At 67.6% G+C, this 16,802-nt stretch carries 19 protein-coding genes and 1 riboswitch; of the genes, 13 read left to right on the top strand and 6 right to left on the bottom strand.

The annotated features are described in order from the left end of the window. Positions 1-11 precede the first annotated feature (11 nt). Together EDC64_RS07045 and tlpA are read right to left on the bottom strand one after the other, a co-directional pair. Positions 12-1,082: a putative urea ABC transporter substrate-binding protein gene (locus EDC64_RS07045; RefSeq protein WP_132030564.1), complete on the bottom strand. Its 1,071-nt coding sequence runs from the start codon at positions 1,080-1,082 to the stop codon at positions 12-14. 94 nt (positions 1,083-1,176) lie between these two features. Continuing rightward, positions 1,177-1,288, bottom strand: a riboswitch (guanidine-I (ykkC/yxkD leader). Between the two features lie 151 nt (positions 1,289-1,439). Then, positions 1,440-2,174, bottom strand: a complete 735-nt coding sequence (gene tlpA, locus EDC64_RS07040) for a thiol:disulfide interchange protein TlpA (RefSeq protein ID WP_245504575.1) — start codon at positions 2,172-2,174, stop codon at positions 1,440-1,442. Between the two features lie 15 nt (positions 2,175-2,189). Here tlpA and argH point away from each other — a divergent pair, with 15 nt between their 5' ends. From argH to EDC64_RS07000, 8 genes are all read left to right on the top strand, one after another. Further along, positions 2,190-3,578 (top strand): argininosuccinate lyase, encoded by a 1,389-nt coding sequence (gene argH / locus EDC64_RS07035; protein ID WP_132030563.1) that lies wholly within the window; start codon positions 2,190-2,192, stop codon positions 3,576-3,578. A gap of 4 nt (positions 3,579-3,582) precedes the next feature. Further along, on the top strand, positions 3,583-4,221 hold the full coding sequence (bluB, locus tag EDC64_RS07030; protein WP_132030562.1) for a 5,6-dimethylbenzimidazole synthase: 639 nt from the start codon (positions 3,583-3,585) through the stop codon (positions 4,219-4,221). 74 nt (positions 4,222-4,295) lie between these two features. Next, on the top strand, positions 4,296-4,610 hold the full coding sequence (gene lptM, locus EDC64_RS07025) for an LPS translocon maturation chaperone LptM (RefSeq protein ID WP_245504574.1): 315 nt from the start codon (positions 4,296-4,298) through the stop codon (positions 4,608-4,610). A gap of 11 nt (positions 4,611-4,621) precedes the next feature. Continuing rightward, the gene (gene lysA, locus EDC64_RS07020) at positions 4,622-5,890 is read left to right on the top strand and encodes a diaminopimelate decarboxylase (RefSeq protein ID WP_132030561.1); all 1,269 of its coding nucleotides are present in this window, start codon (positions 4,622-4,624) and stop codon (positions 5,888-5,890) included. A 180-nt stretch (positions 5,891-6,070) separates the two neighbouring features. Continuing rightward, positions 6,071-6,337, top strand: coding sequence for a hypothetical protein (locus tag EDC64_RS07015; protein ID WP_132030560.1), 267 nt, complete (start codon positions 6,071-6,073; stop codon positions 6,335-6,337). Positions 6,338-6,447: 110 nt separating this feature from the next. Continuing rightward, positions 6,448-7,440 carry an SPFH domain-containing protein gene (locus tag EDC64_RS07010; RefSeq protein ID WP_132030559.1) on the top strand — a complete coding sequence of 331 codons (993 nt, stop codon included), beginning with the start codon at positions 6,448-6,450 and terminating at the stop codon, positions 7,438-7,440. Between the two features lie 3 nt (positions 7,441-7,443). Further along, positions 7,444-7,890 carry an NfeD family protein gene (locus tag EDC64_RS07005; protein WP_132030558.1) on the top strand — a complete coding sequence of 149 codons (447 nt, stop codon included), beginning with the start codon at positions 7,444-7,446 and terminating at the stop codon, positions 7,888-7,890. A gap of 29 nt (positions 7,891-7,919) precedes the next feature. Continuing rightward, complete coding sequence (locus tag EDC64_RS07000) at positions 7,920-8,366, top strand: acyl-CoA thioesterase (protein WP_132030557.1); 447 nt, start codon at positions 7,920-7,922, stop codon at positions 8,364-8,366. Positions 8,367-8,370: 4 nt separating this feature from the next. Here the strand turns inward: EDC64_RS07000 and EDC64_RS06995 are convergent, their stop codons facing one another. The 3 genes from EDC64_RS06995 to EDC64_RS06985 all read right to left on the bottom strand — a co-directional run bounded on the left by EDC64_RS06995 (position 8,371) and on the right by EDC64_RS06985 (position 11,201). Beyond that, a complete protein-coding gene (locus EDC64_RS06995) occupies positions 8,371-8,775 on the bottom strand; it encodes a (deoxy)nucleoside triphosphate pyrophosphohydrolase (RefSeq protein ID WP_207915944.1) in 405 nt (134 codons plus the stop codon). Then, a complete protein-coding gene (gene argJ, locus EDC64_RS06990) occupies positions 8,772-10,013 on the bottom strand; it encodes a bifunctional glutamate N-acetyltransferase/amino-acid acetyltransferase ArgJ (RefSeq protein WP_132030555.1) in 1,242 nt (413 codons plus the stop codon). Before argJ ends, EDC64_RS06995 begins: the two co-directional genes overlap by 4 nt. A gap of 201 nt (positions 10,014-10,214) precedes the next feature. Next, entirely contained in the window at positions 10,215-11,201 is a 987-nt protein-coding gene (locus EDC64_RS06985) for a peptidylprolyl isomerase (protein ID WP_132030554.1), read from the bottom strand. Positions 11,202-11,508: 307 nt separating this feature from the next. Here EDC64_RS06985 and rpmF point away from each other — a divergent pair, with 307 nt between their 5' ends. The 3 genes from rpmF to EDC64_RS06970 all read left to right on the top strand — a co-directional run bounded on the left by rpmF (position 11,509) and on the right by EDC64_RS06970 (position 13,667). Then, complete coding sequence (gene rpmF, locus EDC64_RS06980; protein ID WP_132030553.1) at positions 11,509-11,697, top strand: 50S ribosomal protein L32; 189 nt, start codon at positions 11,509-11,511, stop codon at positions 11,695-11,697. A 168-nt stretch (positions 11,698-11,865) separates the two neighbouring features. Continuing rightward, positions 11,866-12,270, top strand: coding sequence for a hypothetical protein (locus EDC64_RS06975; protein ID WP_132030552.1), 405 nt, complete (start codon positions 11,866-11,868; stop codon positions 12,268-12,270). Positions 12,271-12,335: 65 nt separating this feature from the next. Continuing rightward, positions 12,336-13,667 carry an EAL domain-containing protein gene (locus EDC64_RS06970; RefSeq protein WP_132030551.1) on the top strand — a complete coding sequence of 444 codons (1,332 nt, stop codon included), beginning with the start codon at positions 12,336-12,338 and terminating at the stop codon, positions 13,665-13,667. Between the two features lie 104 nt (positions 13,668-13,771). On the opposite strand, the gene phaR is transcribed toward EDC64_RS06970, so the two are convergent. Further along, positions 13,772-14,356 carry a polyhydroxyalkanoate synthesis repressor PhaR gene (phaR, locus tag EDC64_RS06965; RefSeq protein WP_132030550.1) on the bottom strand — a complete coding sequence of 195 codons (585 nt, stop codon included), beginning with the start codon at positions 14,354-14,356 and terminating at the stop codon, positions 13,772-13,774. 340 nt (positions 14,357-14,696) lie between these two features. Between phaR and EDC64_RS06960 the strand changes: the two genes are divergently transcribed. Together EDC64_RS06960 and phbB are read left to right on the top strand one after the other, a co-directional pair. After that, positions 14,697-15,875 carry an acetyl-CoA C-acetyltransferase gene (locus EDC64_RS06960; RefSeq protein WP_132030549.1) on the top strand — a complete coding sequence of 393 codons (1,179 nt, stop codon included), beginning with the start codon at positions 14,697-14,699 and terminating at the stop codon, positions 15,873-15,875. Positions 15,876-16,078: 203 nt separating this feature from the next. After that, complete coding sequence (gene phbB, locus EDC64_RS06955) at positions 16,079-16,801, top strand: acetoacetyl-CoA reductase (protein ID WP_132030548.1); 723 nt, start codon at positions 16,079-16,081, stop codon at positions 16,799-16,801. The last annotated feature ends 1 nt before the right edge of the window (position 16,802 follow it).

Here is a 16,802-nt window from a genome sequence, read left to right as displayed (position 1 = left end):
TCGCTGGCGCCTCAGAGCTTGCCGTCGGCCGCCGCGGCCATATAGGCGTCGGTGAAGCGGAACTTCACGTTCTTGGCGCTGCCCAAAATCTTGCCGTCGGCGAGTTCGATCCCGATTGCGTCGGCGGACTTGGCGGCGTCGCCGAGCAGCTTCTTGGCGAACAGGAATTTGCGCACCCGGTCCATGGTCGCGCCGACCTCGGGCGAGCGCACGAAGGCGACCGCCTCAGGCGCTTTGGCGAACAGCTTGGTGGCCGCGAGCTGGCTGTCGAAACCGGCAAGGTCGGTCCCCGACGCCTTGCCCATGGCCGAGCGGGCCGCCGCACCCTTTTCGCCGGTGTCGGTCATGACCGCCATGGTCTCGTACCAGATCCCGGCCAGGGCCTTGCCGAAGTCCGGATTGTCCTTGAGCGTGGCGGTATTGGCGACCATGAGATCCATGATCTCGCCCGGGATCTTGGAGCTGTCGAACACGTTGTTCGCGCCCTTCTCCTGGAGAATTTCCGAGACCAGGGGGTTCCAGGTGACCACGGCGGTCACGCCCTTGGTCTTGTAGGCGGCGACCATGTCGGCATCGGAGGTGTTCACCACCTTGACGTCGCGCTCGGTCATCTTGACGCTCTCGAGCCCGCGCGCGAGCAGATAATGCGACACCGAGAATTCGACCAGATTGACCTTCTGGCCCTTGATGTCGGCGAGCTTGGTCTTGTTCTTCAGGATCACAGCGTCGTTGCCGTTCGAAAAGTCGCCGACGATGACCGTAGTGGTGTCGACGCCGCCCGCGGCGGGAACCGACAGCGCGTCCATATTGGTCACGGTCAGGGCGTCGAAAGCGCCGGCGGTGTATTGGTTGATCGATTCGACATAATCGTTGAACTGGGTGACTTCGATGGTCAGGCCGTATTTATCGGCCCATTTCTTGACGATGCCGGTGTCCGCCGCATAGCCCCAGGGCATCCAGCCGACATAGATCGACCAGGCGACCTTGAAATCCTTCTTCGGCGCGGCGAGCGCGGGCGCGGCGCCGGTCACGAGGGCGGCGGCACAGGCCAGAGCGAATAGGGTCGATAAGCGAGAGCGCATGTTCTGAATTCCCCTTCGTTGCGTCAAACGATGTTGCGTCGAACGATGAGGAATTGGCGGAGACTCCAGTGCCGCCAATTCCTTGGCCACCGAGGTCTCCCGGGCTTTTATCCCGCCGTGCGCCCGGCCGGATGTCTCCCGGACCGGCGGCAGCTCTCGGACCAGCGCATCTTCAGGAAGATGCCGGAACCCTAGCCACCAACTCTGGCAACAAGGAAAGCAAACCGCGTGCCAGGGAAAACTTCCTTTGACGTCAATGGCCGGCGGCCATGACATGAGAGGCGCAGGCCGCTTGAATGGGCGTCCGCATCATTTTAAGGCAGATCCGGGCGAAAAGGTCGCCAATGCATGCAGGGCTCAGTTCGGCCCCGCCAAAGCGGCCTGGATCAAGGCCTTCGCGTCCGCGCCGGCCCATTCCGCGGGCCCTGCGAGGAAGCCGATCTCGCAGCCCTCGCCGTCCACCAGAAGGCTCGTCGGCAGGCCGAAGCCGCGCCCGGCGGCGCGCAGGGCCTGGAAGCTCTTGGTGCCGGGATCGGCATAGAAAGCGAGCGACTTGACCCCGATCTCATCCAGGAAGGCCTTGGGCTTGGCGGGATCGCGCGTGTCGAGATTGATCGCCACGACCTGGAAGCGGTCGCCGCCGAGCGCCTGTTCGAGCGCATCCAGCGCCGGCATCTCCTCACGGCACGGCACACACCAGGTCGCCCAGAGATTGACCAAAAGCAATTTGCCCTTGAAATCGGTCAGACTCATCGGGTTGCCGGCCGCATCGGTGAAGCTCAGCGGCGGCAGGCGACGCGGTTCGGTCGCGAGCGAGAGCGCGGCGATCTCGCCCTTGGCCAGTCCACGGAGCCGGTCCGCCGCGGCCACGGCGGGTGCGCAGGCCGGATCCTTGACCGGGGCCGCCTGCGCCGCAGTGACCGCGGACGGTGCGGGCGCATTGCCGGGCGCCCCCTGCATCACGTATAGGGCAAGCGCGCCGGCCACAGCGCCGGCGAGCGCAGCGACGCCCAGCACGGCCAGCATGCGTCCGCGGCCCGTGCGCGCGGCGTCGGGCGGCGGATGCGGGATCGGGGCGTCGGGTTCGGTCATCTCGGGAGGTCCGTCATGAGCAACAAGATGTGGGGCGGGCGTTTCTCCACGGGCCCCAACGCGATCATGGAGGAAATCAACGCCTCCATCGGCTTCGATCAGCGTCTTTACGCCCAGGACATCGCCGGCTCCAAGGCCCATGCCACCATGCTGGCGGCGCAGGGAATCGTCGGGGCGAAAGATGTCGAGAAGATCCAGAAGGGTCTAGACACGATCCTGTCAGAGATCGAGGCGGGCCGCTTCACCTTCCGCCGCGACCTCGAAGACATCCATATGAATGTCGAACAGCGGCTCGCCGACCTGATCGGCCCGAGCGCCGGCCGGCTCCACACCGCGCGCTCGCGCAACGATCAGGTGGCGACGGATTTCCGGCTCTATGTGCGCGACACGATCGACGCCCTCGACGCCCAGCTCGCCGATCTGATGACGGCTTTGGCCGAAAAGGCGCTGGCGCATGCGGCGACCGTGATGCCGGGCTTCACCCATCTGCAGACCGCCCAGCCGGTGACGTTCGGCCACCATCTGATGGCCTATGTCGAGATGCTGGCGCGCGATCGCGGGCGGCTGCGCGACGCCCGGACGCGGCTCAACGAATCGCCGCTCGGCTCCGCCGCCCTCGCCGGCACCTCGTTTCCCATCGACCGCGACGCCACCGCCGCGGCGCTCGGCTTCGACCGCCCCACCGCCAATTCGCTCGACGCCGTGTCCGATCGCGACTTCGTGCTGGAGACGCTGGCGGCCGCGGCGATCTGCGCCATCCATCTCTCGCGCTTCGCCGAGGAGGTGGTGATCTGGACCTCGCCGTCCTTCGGCCTGATCAAGCTGTCGGACGCCTTCACCACGGGCTCCTCGATCATGCCGCAGAAGCGCAATCCGGACGCCGCGGAACTCGCGCGCGGCAAAGCCGGTCGGATCGTCGGTGCCCTGACCGGCCTGCTCGTGGTGATGAAGGGCCTGCCGCTCGCTTATGCCAAGGACATGCAGGAGGACAAGGAAGGCGCCTTCGACGCATTCTCGGCCCTCTCGCTGGTCATCGCCGCGACCGCCGGCATGGTGCGCGATCTCGAGCCGGAGGCCGCACGCATGCGCGCCGCCGCCGGACAGGGCTATTCCACCGCGACCGATCTCGCCGATTGGCTGGTGCGCGCGCTGGGCATTCCGTTCCGCGAGGCGCATCACGCGACCGGGCGCATCGTCGCCCTCGCCTCGGAGCGCGGCGTGCCGCTGCACCGTCTTTCGCTGGAGGACATGCAGGGCGTCGACGCGCGCATCACGCAAGACGTCTTCTCCGTGCTCTCGGTGACGAAATCGGTGGCGAGCCGGACCTCCTATGGCGGTACGGCGCCGGTCCGGGTCCGCGCGCAGGCGCGGCGCTGGCTGAAGACGCTGGCGAAACCGGCCTGACGCCATGCCCGGCCCGCGCTTCGACGCCGCCTTCAGAGAACGGCTCGTGGCGCTCCTGGTCTGGCGCCGCGACGTGCGCCGCTTCCGGCCCGACCCTTTGCCGGAGGGGGCGGTCGAGCGGCTGATCGAGATCTCCTGCCTCGCCCCTTCCGTCGGCCTCAGCCAGCCGTGGCGGTTCGTCCTGGTCGATGCTCCGGCGCGGCGCCAGGCGATCCGCGCCTGCTTCGAATCCTGCAATGCCGAGGCGCTGGCGCGCCAGGCGCCCGAACGCGCCCGCACCTATGCCCGGCTGAAGCTCGCCGGGCTCGACGAGGCGCCGGTGCATCTCGCCGTGTTCGCCGACCGCGAGACGCGCCAGGGCCACCGCCTCGGGCGGCTCACCATGCCCGAGACGGTCGATTATTCGGCGGTGATGGCGGTGCACACGCTTTGGCTGGCGGCGCGGGCGGAAGGGATCGGCCTCGGCTGGGTGTCGATCCTGGACCCCGATACGGTCCGCGCGCAGCTCGACGTGCCGCAGGACTGGCGGTTCATCGGCTATTTCTGCCTTGGTTATCCCCTTGAAGAAAGCGACATGCCGGCCCTGGAAGCGCTGGGTTGGGAGAAGCGGGCGCGGGCGGGCGGGACCATCCTGCGGCGGTGAGGCCGGCGCACGGGGCTCGCCTTTGCCGCCGCCGACGCTATAGTGGCGGCATCTTTGCCGGGAAATGCCGCACCGTGTCGTTTCGTCCCCTTCTCCTGTGCAGCCTGCTCGCTTTCGCCCTCGCGGGCTGCGGCGTGAAGGGTCCGCTGGAGCCGCCCCCGAATGCCGCGGGCGCGCCCCAGGCCAATGCGTCCGCGCCGCAGATCGGAAATCGCACCCCCGAGACCATGGGCCAGGCGACGCGCCAGGCCGGACAGCAGGCCTGGGGGGCCAATCCGGAATATGCCGGCGGCATCAATCCGCCCGACATGCCGGGCGATTCGATCTCGCGGCCCGCGCCGCAGCCCACCGCGCCGCAAAAATCCTTCTTCCTCGACTTCCTGCTCTGAGGCCGGGGACCATGCATCATTTCGAGCAGCGCGGCGGGCGCCTCCACGCCGAGGGCGTCGATGTCGCGGCGATCGCCGCGGCCGTAGGCACGCCTTTCTATTGCTATTCCACCGCCACGCTGGAGCGCCATTATCGGGTTTTCACCGAAGCGTTCGCCGGCCGCGACGTCACCTTGTGCTACGCGCTGAAGGCGAATTCCAACCAAGCGGTGATTGCCACCCTCGCCCGCCTCGGTGCCGGCGCGGACATCGTGTCGGGCGGCGAACTCAAGCGCGCTTTGGCGGCGGGCGTCCCCGCCGGACGCATCGTCTTCTCCGGCGTCGGCAAGACCCGCCGGGAAATGGCCGAAGCGCTCGATGCCGGGATCCTCTGCTTCAATGTGGAGAGCGAGCCCGAACTCGAGGCCCTGTCCGCAGTCGCGGCCGCGCGCGGGACACCGGCGCGGGTCTCGATCCGGGTCAATCCCGACGTCGATGCCCGCACCCACGCCAAGATCTCGACCGGCACGTCGGAGACCAAGTTCGGCATTCCCATCTCGCGCGCCCGTGCGGTCTACGATGAGGCGGCGCGTCTGCCGGGCATCGAGGTCTCCGGTGTCGACATGCATATCGGCAGCCAGATCACCGACATGGCGCCGTTCGAGAATGCCACGCTTCTGCTCGCGGAACTGGCGCGCGATCTGATGGCGGCCGGTCACCGGCTGCACCACATGGATCTCGGCGGCGGGCTCGGCGTGCCTTATGCCGCCTCCGATCCGGCCCCCCCGGCGCCCTCGGCCTATGCCGACGTGATCGGCCGGGCACTGGGCGACCTCAAGTTGCCGCTGATCTTCGAGATGGGGCGGATGATCGTCGCCAATGCCGGCATCCTGGTCACCCGCGTCCTCTATGTGAAGACGGGCGAAAACCGCACCTTCGTCATCGTCGATGCCGGCATGAACGACCTGATCCGGCCGACCCTCTATGACGCGCATCACGACATCGTCGCGGTCGCGGCTCCGGCCGGCGACGCACGGAAGGCGGTCGTCGACGTGGTCGGACCGGTCTGCGAGACCGGCGACTATCTGGCGCTCGCCCGCACCATGCCTCTGCCGGCTCCCGGCGACCTCCTGGCGGTCATGACGGCGGGCGCCTATGGCGCGGTCCAGGCGGGCACCTATAACAGCCGCGCTTTGGTCCCCGAGGTGCTGGTGCGCGACACGGACTGGGCGCTGGTGCGCCCGCGGGTCGAGCCCGAGGCGCTGATCGCCCTCGACCGAATGGCACCTTGGATCGCGTGACGCGCGAGACCAGCCGCTGCGACAGTCTCGGACTGCTGCCGCATCCGGACCGCTGTGGCCGCCGGATGGCAACGCGGGCGTTCACGACTGGGTAATCCTGTCTGGATGCCGCGGTGCACCGCCGGGCAAATGCGGAACCCCACGTGAAGCAGGAGGTTGATGGGAAAAGGAGATTTTCCCATGGACATTCGGTATCCGGCACGTGACCGCTTCCGAAACGACGAGCATCCGCCAAGCGGGACGGATCAGGATATGCCGCACCAGGGTCCCGGTGCCGCAGCCGCAGCCCCCGGACATGGCGGCTATCCCCTCCATCTCGCGCAGAGCGAGGAAGATCACAGCACCCCGCCGGCCGAGCAACCGAGCTGGCACCTCTGGGGCATGATGGTCGGCTTCATGGCGGCGGGCGCGGCCATTCTCACGATCTTGTCGTTCACTGCGACGTGACGCGGCAACCCGGCGAAGCGTAACAGCGCCGCACGCCGGGTCTTGCCGGAACGCCCGGCGCATGCGCTTATCCCGCCTGCCGGCGCGCCTCGGCCGGCGGGGAGACATCCATGCCGGACATCGGACCGAACCTCTTCGTCCTCGTGCTGCTGGTTCTCGCCATCGCCATCGTCGTGGCGGGGGTCAAGACGGTTCCCCAGGGCTATGAATTCACCGTCGAGCGCTTTCGCCGCTATACGCGGACCCTGAGGCCGGGCCTCAACCTCATCCTTCCCTTCATCGACCGGATCGGCAACCGGGTAAACGTCATGGAACAGGTCCATGACGTGCCGACCCAAGAAGTCATCACCAAGGACAATGCGACCGTCTCCGTTGACGGGGTTGTGTTCTACCAGGTGTTCGACGCCGCCAAGGCCAGCTATGAAGTGTCCCGCCTCGACGCTTCCATCCTGGCGCTGACCACGACCAATATCCGCACCGTGATGGGCGCGATGGATCTCGACCAGTTGCTGTCGCACCGGGACGAGATCAACGAGCGTCTGCTGCGGGTGGTCGACGCGGCGGTGTCGCCCTGGGGCGTGAAGATCAACCGCATCGAGATCAAGGACATCGTTCCCCCCGCCGATCTCGTCACCGCGATGGCCCGCCAGATGAAGGCGGAGCGCGAGAAGCGCGCGGCGGTGCTGGAGGCCGAGGGCCTGAGGCAGGCGCAGATCCTGCGGGCGGAGGGCCAGAAGCAGTCGCAGATTCTGGAGGCCGAGGGCCGCCGCGAGGCCGCGTTCCGCGATGCGGAGGCGCGCGAGCGTCTGGGCGAGGCGGATGCGAAGGCCACCGCCATGCTGTCCAGCGCGGTGACGGCCGGCGATCCGGCGGCGCTGAATTACTATGTCGCGGAAAAATACGTGAAGGCGTTCGAGCGCCTCGCCGCGGCGCCCAATCAGAAAGTCATCATGATCCCCTATGAGGCGACCGCGCTGCTGTCCTCCCTGGCCGGCATCGGCGAGATTGCGCGCGATGCGTTCGGAGAGTCCGCCCGGTCGCCGCGCCGCGGCCCCGGCCCTACGGGGCCAGCGGTGGGGCGGACGCCGGGTTCGGAGGTCTGACCCATGGCCGAGACGGTTCTCGGGCTCGGCGCCTGGAGCTGGTTCCTGCTGGGCGGCCTTCTGCTGGGAGCGGAGATCGTCGTGCCGGGGGCGTCCCTAATCTGGCTGGGCCTCGCCGCCTTCGCCGCGGGCGCGATCGGCCTCCTCCTCGGGCCGGCATGGCAGATCCAGATCCTGCTGTTCGCGCTGCTGTCGCTCGCAGCGGTGATGGCCGGCCGCTGGCTCGCCGCGCGCGGGGGGGCCGGGAGCGACCGGCCTTTCCTCAACCGGCGGATCGACGCTCTGGTCGGCCGCACCTTCATCCTCGAAGGCGCGATCCATGACGGCACCGGCACGGTGCGGGTGGACGATTCGCTCTGGCGGGTGCATGGGCCGGACCTCCCGGCGGGCACGCGCGTCACCGTGATCCGGTCGGACGGCGCGGTCCTGTTCGTCGAACGAACGCGTTAAATGGTTCAGGCTCAACCAGGGAATATGGCATGACCGCCCCGTCCCCCGCCCGCGAGCAGCCCGCGCGCCGCGACGCTTTCCCCCACCATCTCGCGATCACGACGCGCTGGGCGGACATGGACATTTACGGCCATGTGAACAACGTCGTGTTCTATTCCTTCTTCGATACGGCGGTGAACGAATATCTCATGTCCCGCGGCGTGCTGGATCCGCAGACCAGCCGCGTGATCGGGCTCGTCGTGGAGACCCGCTGCATCTATTTCCGCAGCCTCTCGGTGCCGGAGCCGGTGAGTGCCGGGGTCCGGGTGGCGCGGCTCGGCGGCAGTTCGGTGCGCTACGAGATCGGCATCTTCCAGGGGGCGCCCGACACCGCCTGCGCCCAGGGCCATTTCGTCCATGTCTATGTCGACCGCGACACGAGGCGTCCGGTGCCGCTGCCGGACGACCTGCGCGCCGCTCTCGCCCGCCTCGCCTGAGCGGTCAGGGGCCGAGAAGGTCGATCAAAGGCGGGATCAGCGGCGCATCGGCCGGCGGCATGGCGAGATCGCGCAGCCGTGCGGGGCGCACCCATTTCAGAGCCGCATGCTCCAGCGCCTCGACCCGTCCCTCCCAGCGCCGGCAGATCCAGAGCGGCATCAAAAGATGGAAGGTCTCGTAACCGTGGCTGGCAAAGGTGAGGGGCGCGAGACAGGCCTCCTTCACCGTAATGCCGAGTTCCTCGCGCAATTCGCGGATCAGGCTCTCCTCCGGCCGCTCGCCGGGCTCGATCTTGCCCCCGGGAAATTCCCAGAGCCCGGCCAGCGCCTTGCCCTCGGGCCGCTGCGCGACGAGCACCCGATTGTCGGCATCGACCAGAGCGCAGGCCGCGACGAGGGTGATCTTCACGACCGGTAGTCGCCGTTGATGGCAACATATTCCTTGGTGAGATCGCAGGTCAGGACACGGTCGCTGCCGGTGCCGAGCCCGAGATCGACGGTGATGTCGATGACGGCGCCGGTCATATAGCGGGAGACCTCCGCCTCGTCATAAGACGGGTCGCGCATGCCCTCGGCGGCGACTCGGATGTCGCCGAACGAAATCGACAGGCGATCGCGATCGGCCGGCTCGCCGGCCTTGCCCACCGCCATCACGACGCGGCCCCAATTGGCGTCCTCGCCGGCGATCGCCGTCTTCACCAGCGGCGAATTGGCGATCGACATGGCGATGCGCCGCGCCGACTTGCGCGACACCGCGCCCCGCACGTTCACGCGGATCAGATGGCGCGCGCCCTCGCCGTCGCGCGCAACCTGCTCGGCGAGGTCTGCGAGGACGGTCTGAAGCGCCGTGCGGAACACGCGGACCCGCGGATCGTCGGCCGACTTCAGCGGCGCGACGCCGCGCGCCTTGGCCGCGCCGGTGGCGAACAGGAGCAAGGTATCGGAGGTCGAAGTATCGCCGTCCACCGTCACCGCATTGAACGTGTCGCGCACGCCCTTCTGGAGCATCGTCTGGAGGAGGTCGGCGGCGATCGGTGCGTCGGTGAAGACGAAGGAGAGCATCGTGGCCATGTCCGGCGCGATCATGCCCGCGCCCTTGGCCATGCCCGATATCGCCACGTCGATCCCGTCCAGCGAAACGGTCGCGGTGGCGAGCTTGGGGAAGGTGTCGGTGGTCATGATCGCCCGGGCGGCCTCGCTCCAGGGTTCGGGCGCGAGCCGACCGGAGAGATCCTGAAGCACGCCGTCGAATTTGGTCGCGTCGAGCGGCTCGCCGATCACGCCGGTCGAGGCCAGCAGGATCTCGCCGGGTTTGCAGCCGAGCGCGCGGGCCGCGATCTCCGCCGTCAAGGCCGTGGCCTCACGCCCCTTCACGCCGGTAAAGGCATTGGCATTGCCGGAATTGACGACGAGGCCCCGTGCCTTGCCCTTCTTGAGCACGCTGCGGCACCACTCGACCGGGGCGGAGGGACAGAGCGAGCGGGTGGTCACGCCCGCGACCGTCGTGCCGCGCGCGAACGCGGCCATGAGGACGTCGGTGCGGCCTTTGTAGCGGATGCCGGCAGCGGCGGTGGCGAAGGTGACGCCGGGAACCGGGGGAACCACCGGCTCGACCTGCGGCGCGAGCGGAGAGACGGACACGGACATAAGCTCACCCTCTGGTGGCGCCGCGGCGGCGGCGCGCCGGAGCCCGGCGGGCCTGATGTGCCGCAGGTCGCCGCCCGAGGCAAGGGTGCCGGAAACGAAACCGGCGCCGACCGCCCGAAGGGCCGCCCGCGCCGGAAGCCGCGATGGTCAGCGCCACCGCCTGCTCTGCCCGGGCGGCGCGCCGCCCGGGCATTTCTCTGATCAGTTCTTGGCGGGCGCCGGCGTCGCGGGCGCAGCGGGAGCCGCAGGCGTAGCCGGAGCCGCGGGCGCAGCCGCGGCGGGGGCCGCAGGCGCAGCGGCCGGGGCGGCTGCGGTCTTCTCGACCTTGGCATCCGCGCGCAGCTTGGTCACGAGGTCGGTCTGGGCCTTGCGTACCAGATATTGGTCGATCTGGTCGGCCACCTGGTCATAGGTCGGCACCGGCTTCTCGCGCTTGTCCTCGACCTTGATGATGTGCCAGCCGAACTGGCTCTTCACCGGATCGGAGACCTGCCCCTTATCCAGCTTGAAGGCGGCGTCGGCGAATTCGGGGACCATCTGTTCCTTGGTGAAATAACCAAGATCGCCGCCATCCTCGGCGCTGTCCTTCGAATTTTCCTTGGCAAGGGTCGCGAAGTCCGCGCCGGCCTTGGCCTTGGCGGCGATCTCCTTCGCCTTGGCTTCGTCGTCGACGAGAATGTGCCGGGCCCGCACCTCGGTCTCCGGCTTGTTCGCCGCGACGAACTCCTCATAGGTCTTGCGCTTGGCCTCCTCGGTGACGGCCTTCTCGGCCTCGGCCATCATCAGCGCCTCCATCAGCGCCTTGGTCCGCGCATAGGCCAGGCGCTGCTGGAATGCGGGGCTCTGGTCGAGCTTCTGCGCCTGCGCCGCCTGGGCGAGCAGCGTCATGTCGGTGAGGAAGGAGAGCACATAGTCCCGGCGCTGGTCCGGCTGCACCTGGGGCGGCAGACCGGGGCCGATATCCTCTTCGGCGAGCGCGAGCTCGCTCGCGCGAATCGGCTGGCCGTTGACGGTCGCGACCACCGGGTCGGCGGCGGCCGCCGGATTGGCGGCGGCGGGCGCCGCGGGTTTGGCCGGCGCGCCTTTGGCGGCGGGCGCTGCCGGGGCCGGCGTCTGGGCCATGGCCGCACCGGCCGCGAGGGCCGAAAGTGCCGCCGCGAGGAAAGCGGTCTGGGCGGAACGCATCATGTGCCGTTATCCTTTGTCTATATTCGGGGCGTCCCGACGGGCCCTCCCGAGCGGCGCGCACCCTCGCCCAGCTTCATCGGCGTGGCAAGGGGCGCCCACCGCGGTGTGACCGTGCGACCACGGCCACCAAACCGGGACTGTGCGGCGGGATTCGGGCGGTGCGGAACAGAAAAGCGCGGGGAGCCCTTCCGCTCCACCGCGCGACGCTGTATAAGGCGCGCCTCCAATCCAGAAAGATGGTTTCGCTGGCCCGCGCGAACCGACGCTGCGGGCGGGGCTGAACACAACGTTTGCCGGAGTTTTGGACATGGCCGTCCCGAAGAGAAAAACCTCGCCGTCGCGTCGCGGCATGCGCCGCTCGGCGGACGCCCTGAAGCAGCCGACCTATGTCGAGGACAAGGATTCCGGCGAGCTGCGCCGTCCCCACCACCTCGATCTGAAGACCGGCATGTATCGCGGCCGGCAGATTCTGAAGCCCAAATCCACCGAGGCGTGAGCCCCGCGCCGGGGCGGTTTTACGACCCGGCGAATTTGTGCAAGCCCTTGATTGCGTTGCGGCCTCTCTCCTGGGGCGCAACGAAGGGCGGTGACTTTCGGCTTCGGATGTGCGACCCATCGGTGAGTGTTTCGATCGCAATAGCGCTCGGGTCATCGAGGAGGCTGCATGCTGACGCCTATCCCGCTGCTCATCATCCCTCTCGCCATCTATAATATCGTCGTATTCCTGACGCCCGGGGTCGAATGGAACGCGGTGATCCTGCCTGTCGCCATGGTCTCCGGCGCGGCATGGCCGATCACGGTGGGCGACGCCTTCCTCGCCCTCAGCCTGTTCGTCCTCCTGTTCGAGGTGCTCAAGGCGACGCGCATCTCCTCGCGCTCAATCGTCGATCACATCCTCTCGATCCTTGTCTTCGTGCTGGCGCTGGTGGAATTCCTGCTGGTGCCGCAGGCGGCGACGTCCGTGTTCGCACTGCTGGTCGGCATCATGCTCCTCGACGTCATCACCGGATTTTCAGTGTCCGTGCGCGTGGCCCAGCGCGACGTTGCGCTTGCTCCCCCAACCGGGTGACGGGCGTGATTTGTTGGCGTGATAGTGTTTTGTAGATTTTGACGGCAGACGCGACCGTGGGCGGCATGGGACGACGCAAGGAACAGGCCGCTTCGGCGGATCAAGCCGGAGATTCGACGTCCACCGGAGATCCGGACGGCCCACCAGGATTGTCGAGCCGCGGCACCTTGATGGCGCGTATCGCCGGACGCTTGCGGGCGCGGCAGGCCGGGGACTGGTGCGTCCTGCTGGTCGGCATCGACCATCTCGGGCGGATGAACGACGCCTTCGGCTTCGAGGTCGTGGACCAGGTGGTCGAGGCCGTCGCGGTGCTGCTCCGCCGGCATATCGGCGCCGACGACCTCATCGCACGCTTCTCCGGCAGCAAGTTCGCCATCCTGTCGACCGGCTGTACGGGCGCCGAGGCCGCACGGCAGCGGGGCGAGGCGATCTGCGCGAGCATTCGCGCCGCGCGCGTGGAGACATCGGCCGGACGAATGCCGGTCAGCGTCACCGTCGGCGGCATCGCCGCGCCCGAAATTCCCGCCAAACTGTCGGGACTGATTTCCGGCCTCGGCGAAGCGCTGGACATCGCCAAGCGGCGGGCGCGCGGCTCGGTCCACCTCTATCAACGCGACCGCGCCCGCGAACGGCAAAGGCGGGCCAATCAGAAGACCGCCGAGGAGATCGTGCGCGCCATCTGGGACGGCCGGATCGGCCTCGCGCTTCAGCCGGTCGTCGAGACCGGGACCCGGCAGATCGGATTCCACGAGGCGCTGGTGCGGATGGCACCGATGCCGAACGGCGCCCGCCGGCATGCCGGGCAAATCGTCGATTCGGCCGAGCGCCTCGGCCTGATGGGGGTGCTCGACCGCCATATCCTCGGGTTGGCCACCAAAGCCCTGCGGCGGGATGCGGCGCTCACGCTGTCGGTGAACGTCTCGCCCTCGTCGATCGCGGATTTCGATTGGCTGCGCCAGTTCGGCCGGGAGGTCGGGCCGGACATCGGGCCGCGCCTGATCCTCGAACTCACGGAATCGGTGGTGCTCCACGATCTCAGCGCCGTTCGCACCTTCGTGACCGAGGCCCGCGCGACCGGCGCCCGCGTCGCGATCGACGATTTCGGTGCGGGCGCGACCTCGTTCCGCAATCTGCGCGGCCTCGGCGTCGACATGGTCAAGATCGACGGCAGCTTCATCATCAACATGATGCGCTCGTCCGACGACCGCGCCTTCGTCCGCGCCTTGATCGAACTCGCCCGCCAGCTCGGCCTGAAGACGGTTGCGGAATGGGTGCGCAGCGAACGCACCGCAAAGGCCCTTCAAGAGGCGGGATGCGACTATATCCAGGGCGCGCTGACGGGGCTCGCGCTGCCTTATGCCGGCCCTTGCGGGGGCGCGGTCCAGCCGGAGGGGTGAGCCCGCAGCGCGGGGCGCCGCGCCGTCCCCTACGCGGCAGAGCGATGCCGCGACGGGGCGGATCGGTCGCCCCGCACCTTCGGATCATCCCTTAAGGGATCGGCTCAATTCGAGCCTTCTGGCTTGGTTGCGAGGCGCTCCAGCTTCTGCTGCATATCGGCCATCTGCCGCTTCAGCGCGTCGAGCTCGTCGGTCGGCCGCTCGGGCGTCGCGGCGGGGGCGGCGGCCTCATCGCCCTTATTGAAGGGGATGAAAATATTGAACGCGCGCTCGAACATCTCCATGTTGCGGCGCACATGCTCGTCGAATCCGCCGCCGAAGGGCGCGCCCACCAGGGTTTTCGCGACCTGATCGCGAAACTTCTCCTGTTCCTTGGTGAAACTGTCGATCGACATTTCAAGATAACGCGGCACCATCATCTGCATGCTGTCGCCGTAGAAGCGGATGATCTGGCGCAGGAAGGCGATAGGCAAAAGATTTTGCCCCTTGTTCTCCTGCTCGAAGATGATCTGCGTCAGCACGGAATGGGTGATGTCGTCGCCGTTTTTGGCGTCATAGACGACGAAATCCTCGCCTTCCTTCACCATGGTGGCGAGATCTTCCAGCGTCACGTAGGTGCTGGTACCGGTATTGTAGAGCCGGCGATTGGCGTATTTCTTGATGGTGACGGGGTCTTGCGTCTTGGCCATTGGGCGCATCCGTTTCCTCGATCAGAGGGAGGGTACGGCCTTTCCCGCAGCGCGGCTACTATTTTTGTGCGCAGCATGCCTGCTTATTGTGCGCAGCATGAGGTGCGAAATCGCTTTGCCGCCTTGTCCTGGGACGGCATCCACCCCGTCGCCTTCACCTTACGTGATGCACCGCACGCGGGCGCCCGATCGACCGCAGCGGCGCTCCCCGGGCGGGACGCGCGCATTGACATTGGCGGCCATTGACACGACATCGCACGGCAACGGACGATGCGCCGCTCGGGGCGCGGCACACCGGACGCACTCGCCCGCTACCGGCCCCCGCCTGCAGGAGATCAGCATGAAGGACGACGTCGTCATCGTCGGGGCCGCGCGCACCCCGGTGGGTTCGTTCAACGGAGCCCTCGCCAGCCTTCCCGCCCATCAGCTCGGTGCGATCGCCATCAAGGCTGCGCTCGAGCGCGCCGGCGTCTCCTCCGAGACGGTGAGCGAGGTCATCCTCGGCCAGGTGCTCACCGCCGCACAGGGCCAGAACCCGGCCCGGCAGGCTTCGATCGCGGCCGGCGTGCCGATCGAGAGCCCGGCCTGGGAAGTCAATCAGGTCTGCGGCTCCGGGCTGCGGTCCGTGGCGCTCGGTTTCCAGGCGATCCAGACCGGCGACAGCGACATCGTCGTCGCGGGCGGCCAGGAATCCATGAGCATGTCGGCGCACGCCGCTCATCTGCGCAGCGGCACCCGCATGGGGTCGCTCGATCTGGTCGACACCATGATCAAGGACGGTCTGTGGGATGCCTTCAACGGCTACCATATGGGCAATACCGCCGAGAACGTCGCGACCAAATACCAGATCACCCGCGCCGACCAGGACCATTTCGCGGTCGCCTCGCAGAACAAAGCGGAGGCCGCGCAGAAGGCCGGACGCTTCAAGGACGAGATCGTGCCGGTCACGATTTCGACCCGGAAGGGCGACGTCGTGGTCAGCGACGACGAATATATCCGTCATGGCGCCAGCATGGATGCGATGACCAAGCTGAAGCCCGCCTTCGTCAAGGACGGCACGGTCACGGCCGCGAACGCTTCCGGCATCAATGACGGCGCCGCCGCCGTGGTGCTGATGAGCGCATCCCGCGCCGCCGCCGAAGGCCGCACGCCGCTGGCCCGCATCGTGTCCTGGGCACAGGCCGGCGTCGATCCGGCGGTCATGGGCACCGGCCCGATCCCCGCCTCCAAGGCGGCGTTGGAAAAGGCCGGCTGGACGATTGACGACCTCGATCTGATCGAGGCCAACGAGGCCTTCGCCGCCCAGGCCATCGCGGTGAACAAGGAACTCGGCTGGGACACCTCGAAGGTGAACGTGAATGGCGGGGCGATCGCGATCGGTCACCCGATCGGCGCGTCCGGCACCCGCATCCTCGTCACCTTGCTGCACGAAATGCAGAAGCGCGATGCCAAAAAGGGGCTCGCCACGCTCTGCATCGGCGGCGGCATGGGCATCGCCATGTGCCTCGAGCGCGCCTGACGCGCACCGCCGCTTCGGCCATGCAAGGGCCGGCTCCGCCCCCGCCGCGGGGAGGGAGCCGGCCTTTTGCGTTTCATACGTTTGTTTCGCGACAGGACGACGCGGAAAAAGAGGTCGAATGCGGCCGTGACGTTGCGTAGAAGCAAAGCTGTGCGGACCGCTTCGGGCTCAAAATAACCAAGGCAAGAGAGAGGGAGAGAAACATGGGACGAACCGCTCTGGTCACCGGCGGCACCCGAGGCATCGGCGAAGCCATCTGCATCGCGCTGAAGGCGGAAGGCTACACTGTCGCCGCCAATTATGCCGGCAATGACACGGCCGCTCAGGCGTTCAAGGAGAAGACCGGGATCCCGGTGTTCAAGTGGGACGTCTCGGATTTCGACGCCTGCAAGGCCGGCGTCGCCGCGGTGGAAGCCGAACTCGGCCCGGTTGAAATTCTGGTGAACAATGCCGGCATCACCCGCGACGCCACCCTCCATCGCATGACGCTGGAGCAATGGAACGCGGTGATCAACACCAATCTCAACAGCGCCTTCAACATGTGCCGCCAGGTGATCGAGGGGATGCGCGCCCGCAAATTCGGCCGCATCGTCTGCATTTCCTCGATCAACGGCCAGAAGGGCCAATTCGGCCAGACCAATTATTCCGCCGCCAAGGCCGGCGAGATCGGCTTCGTGAAGGCGCTCGCCCAAGAAAGCGCCGCGCTCGGCATCACGGTGAATGCCATCGCGCCGGGCTATGTCGCGACGGAAATGGTCCGCGCCGTGCCCGAGGAGACGCTGAAGAAGATCATCGCCACGATCCCGGTCGGCCGGCTCGGCGAGCCGGAGGACATCGCCCGCTGCGTGGTCTTCCTCGCCGCCGACGGCGCCGGCTTCATCACTGGCTCGACGCTGACCGCGAACGGCGCCCAATACATCACCTGAC

This window comes from Aquabacter spiritensis, from assembly GCF_004346185.1.
In the GTDB taxonomy this organism is placed as follows: Bacteria; Pseudomonadota; Alphaproteobacteria; order Rhizobiales; family Xanthobacteraceae; genus Aquabacter; species Aquabacter spiritensis.
Note: the sequence above shows the minus strand (reverse complement) of the source record. Positions and strands in the feature narration are given on the sequence as shown.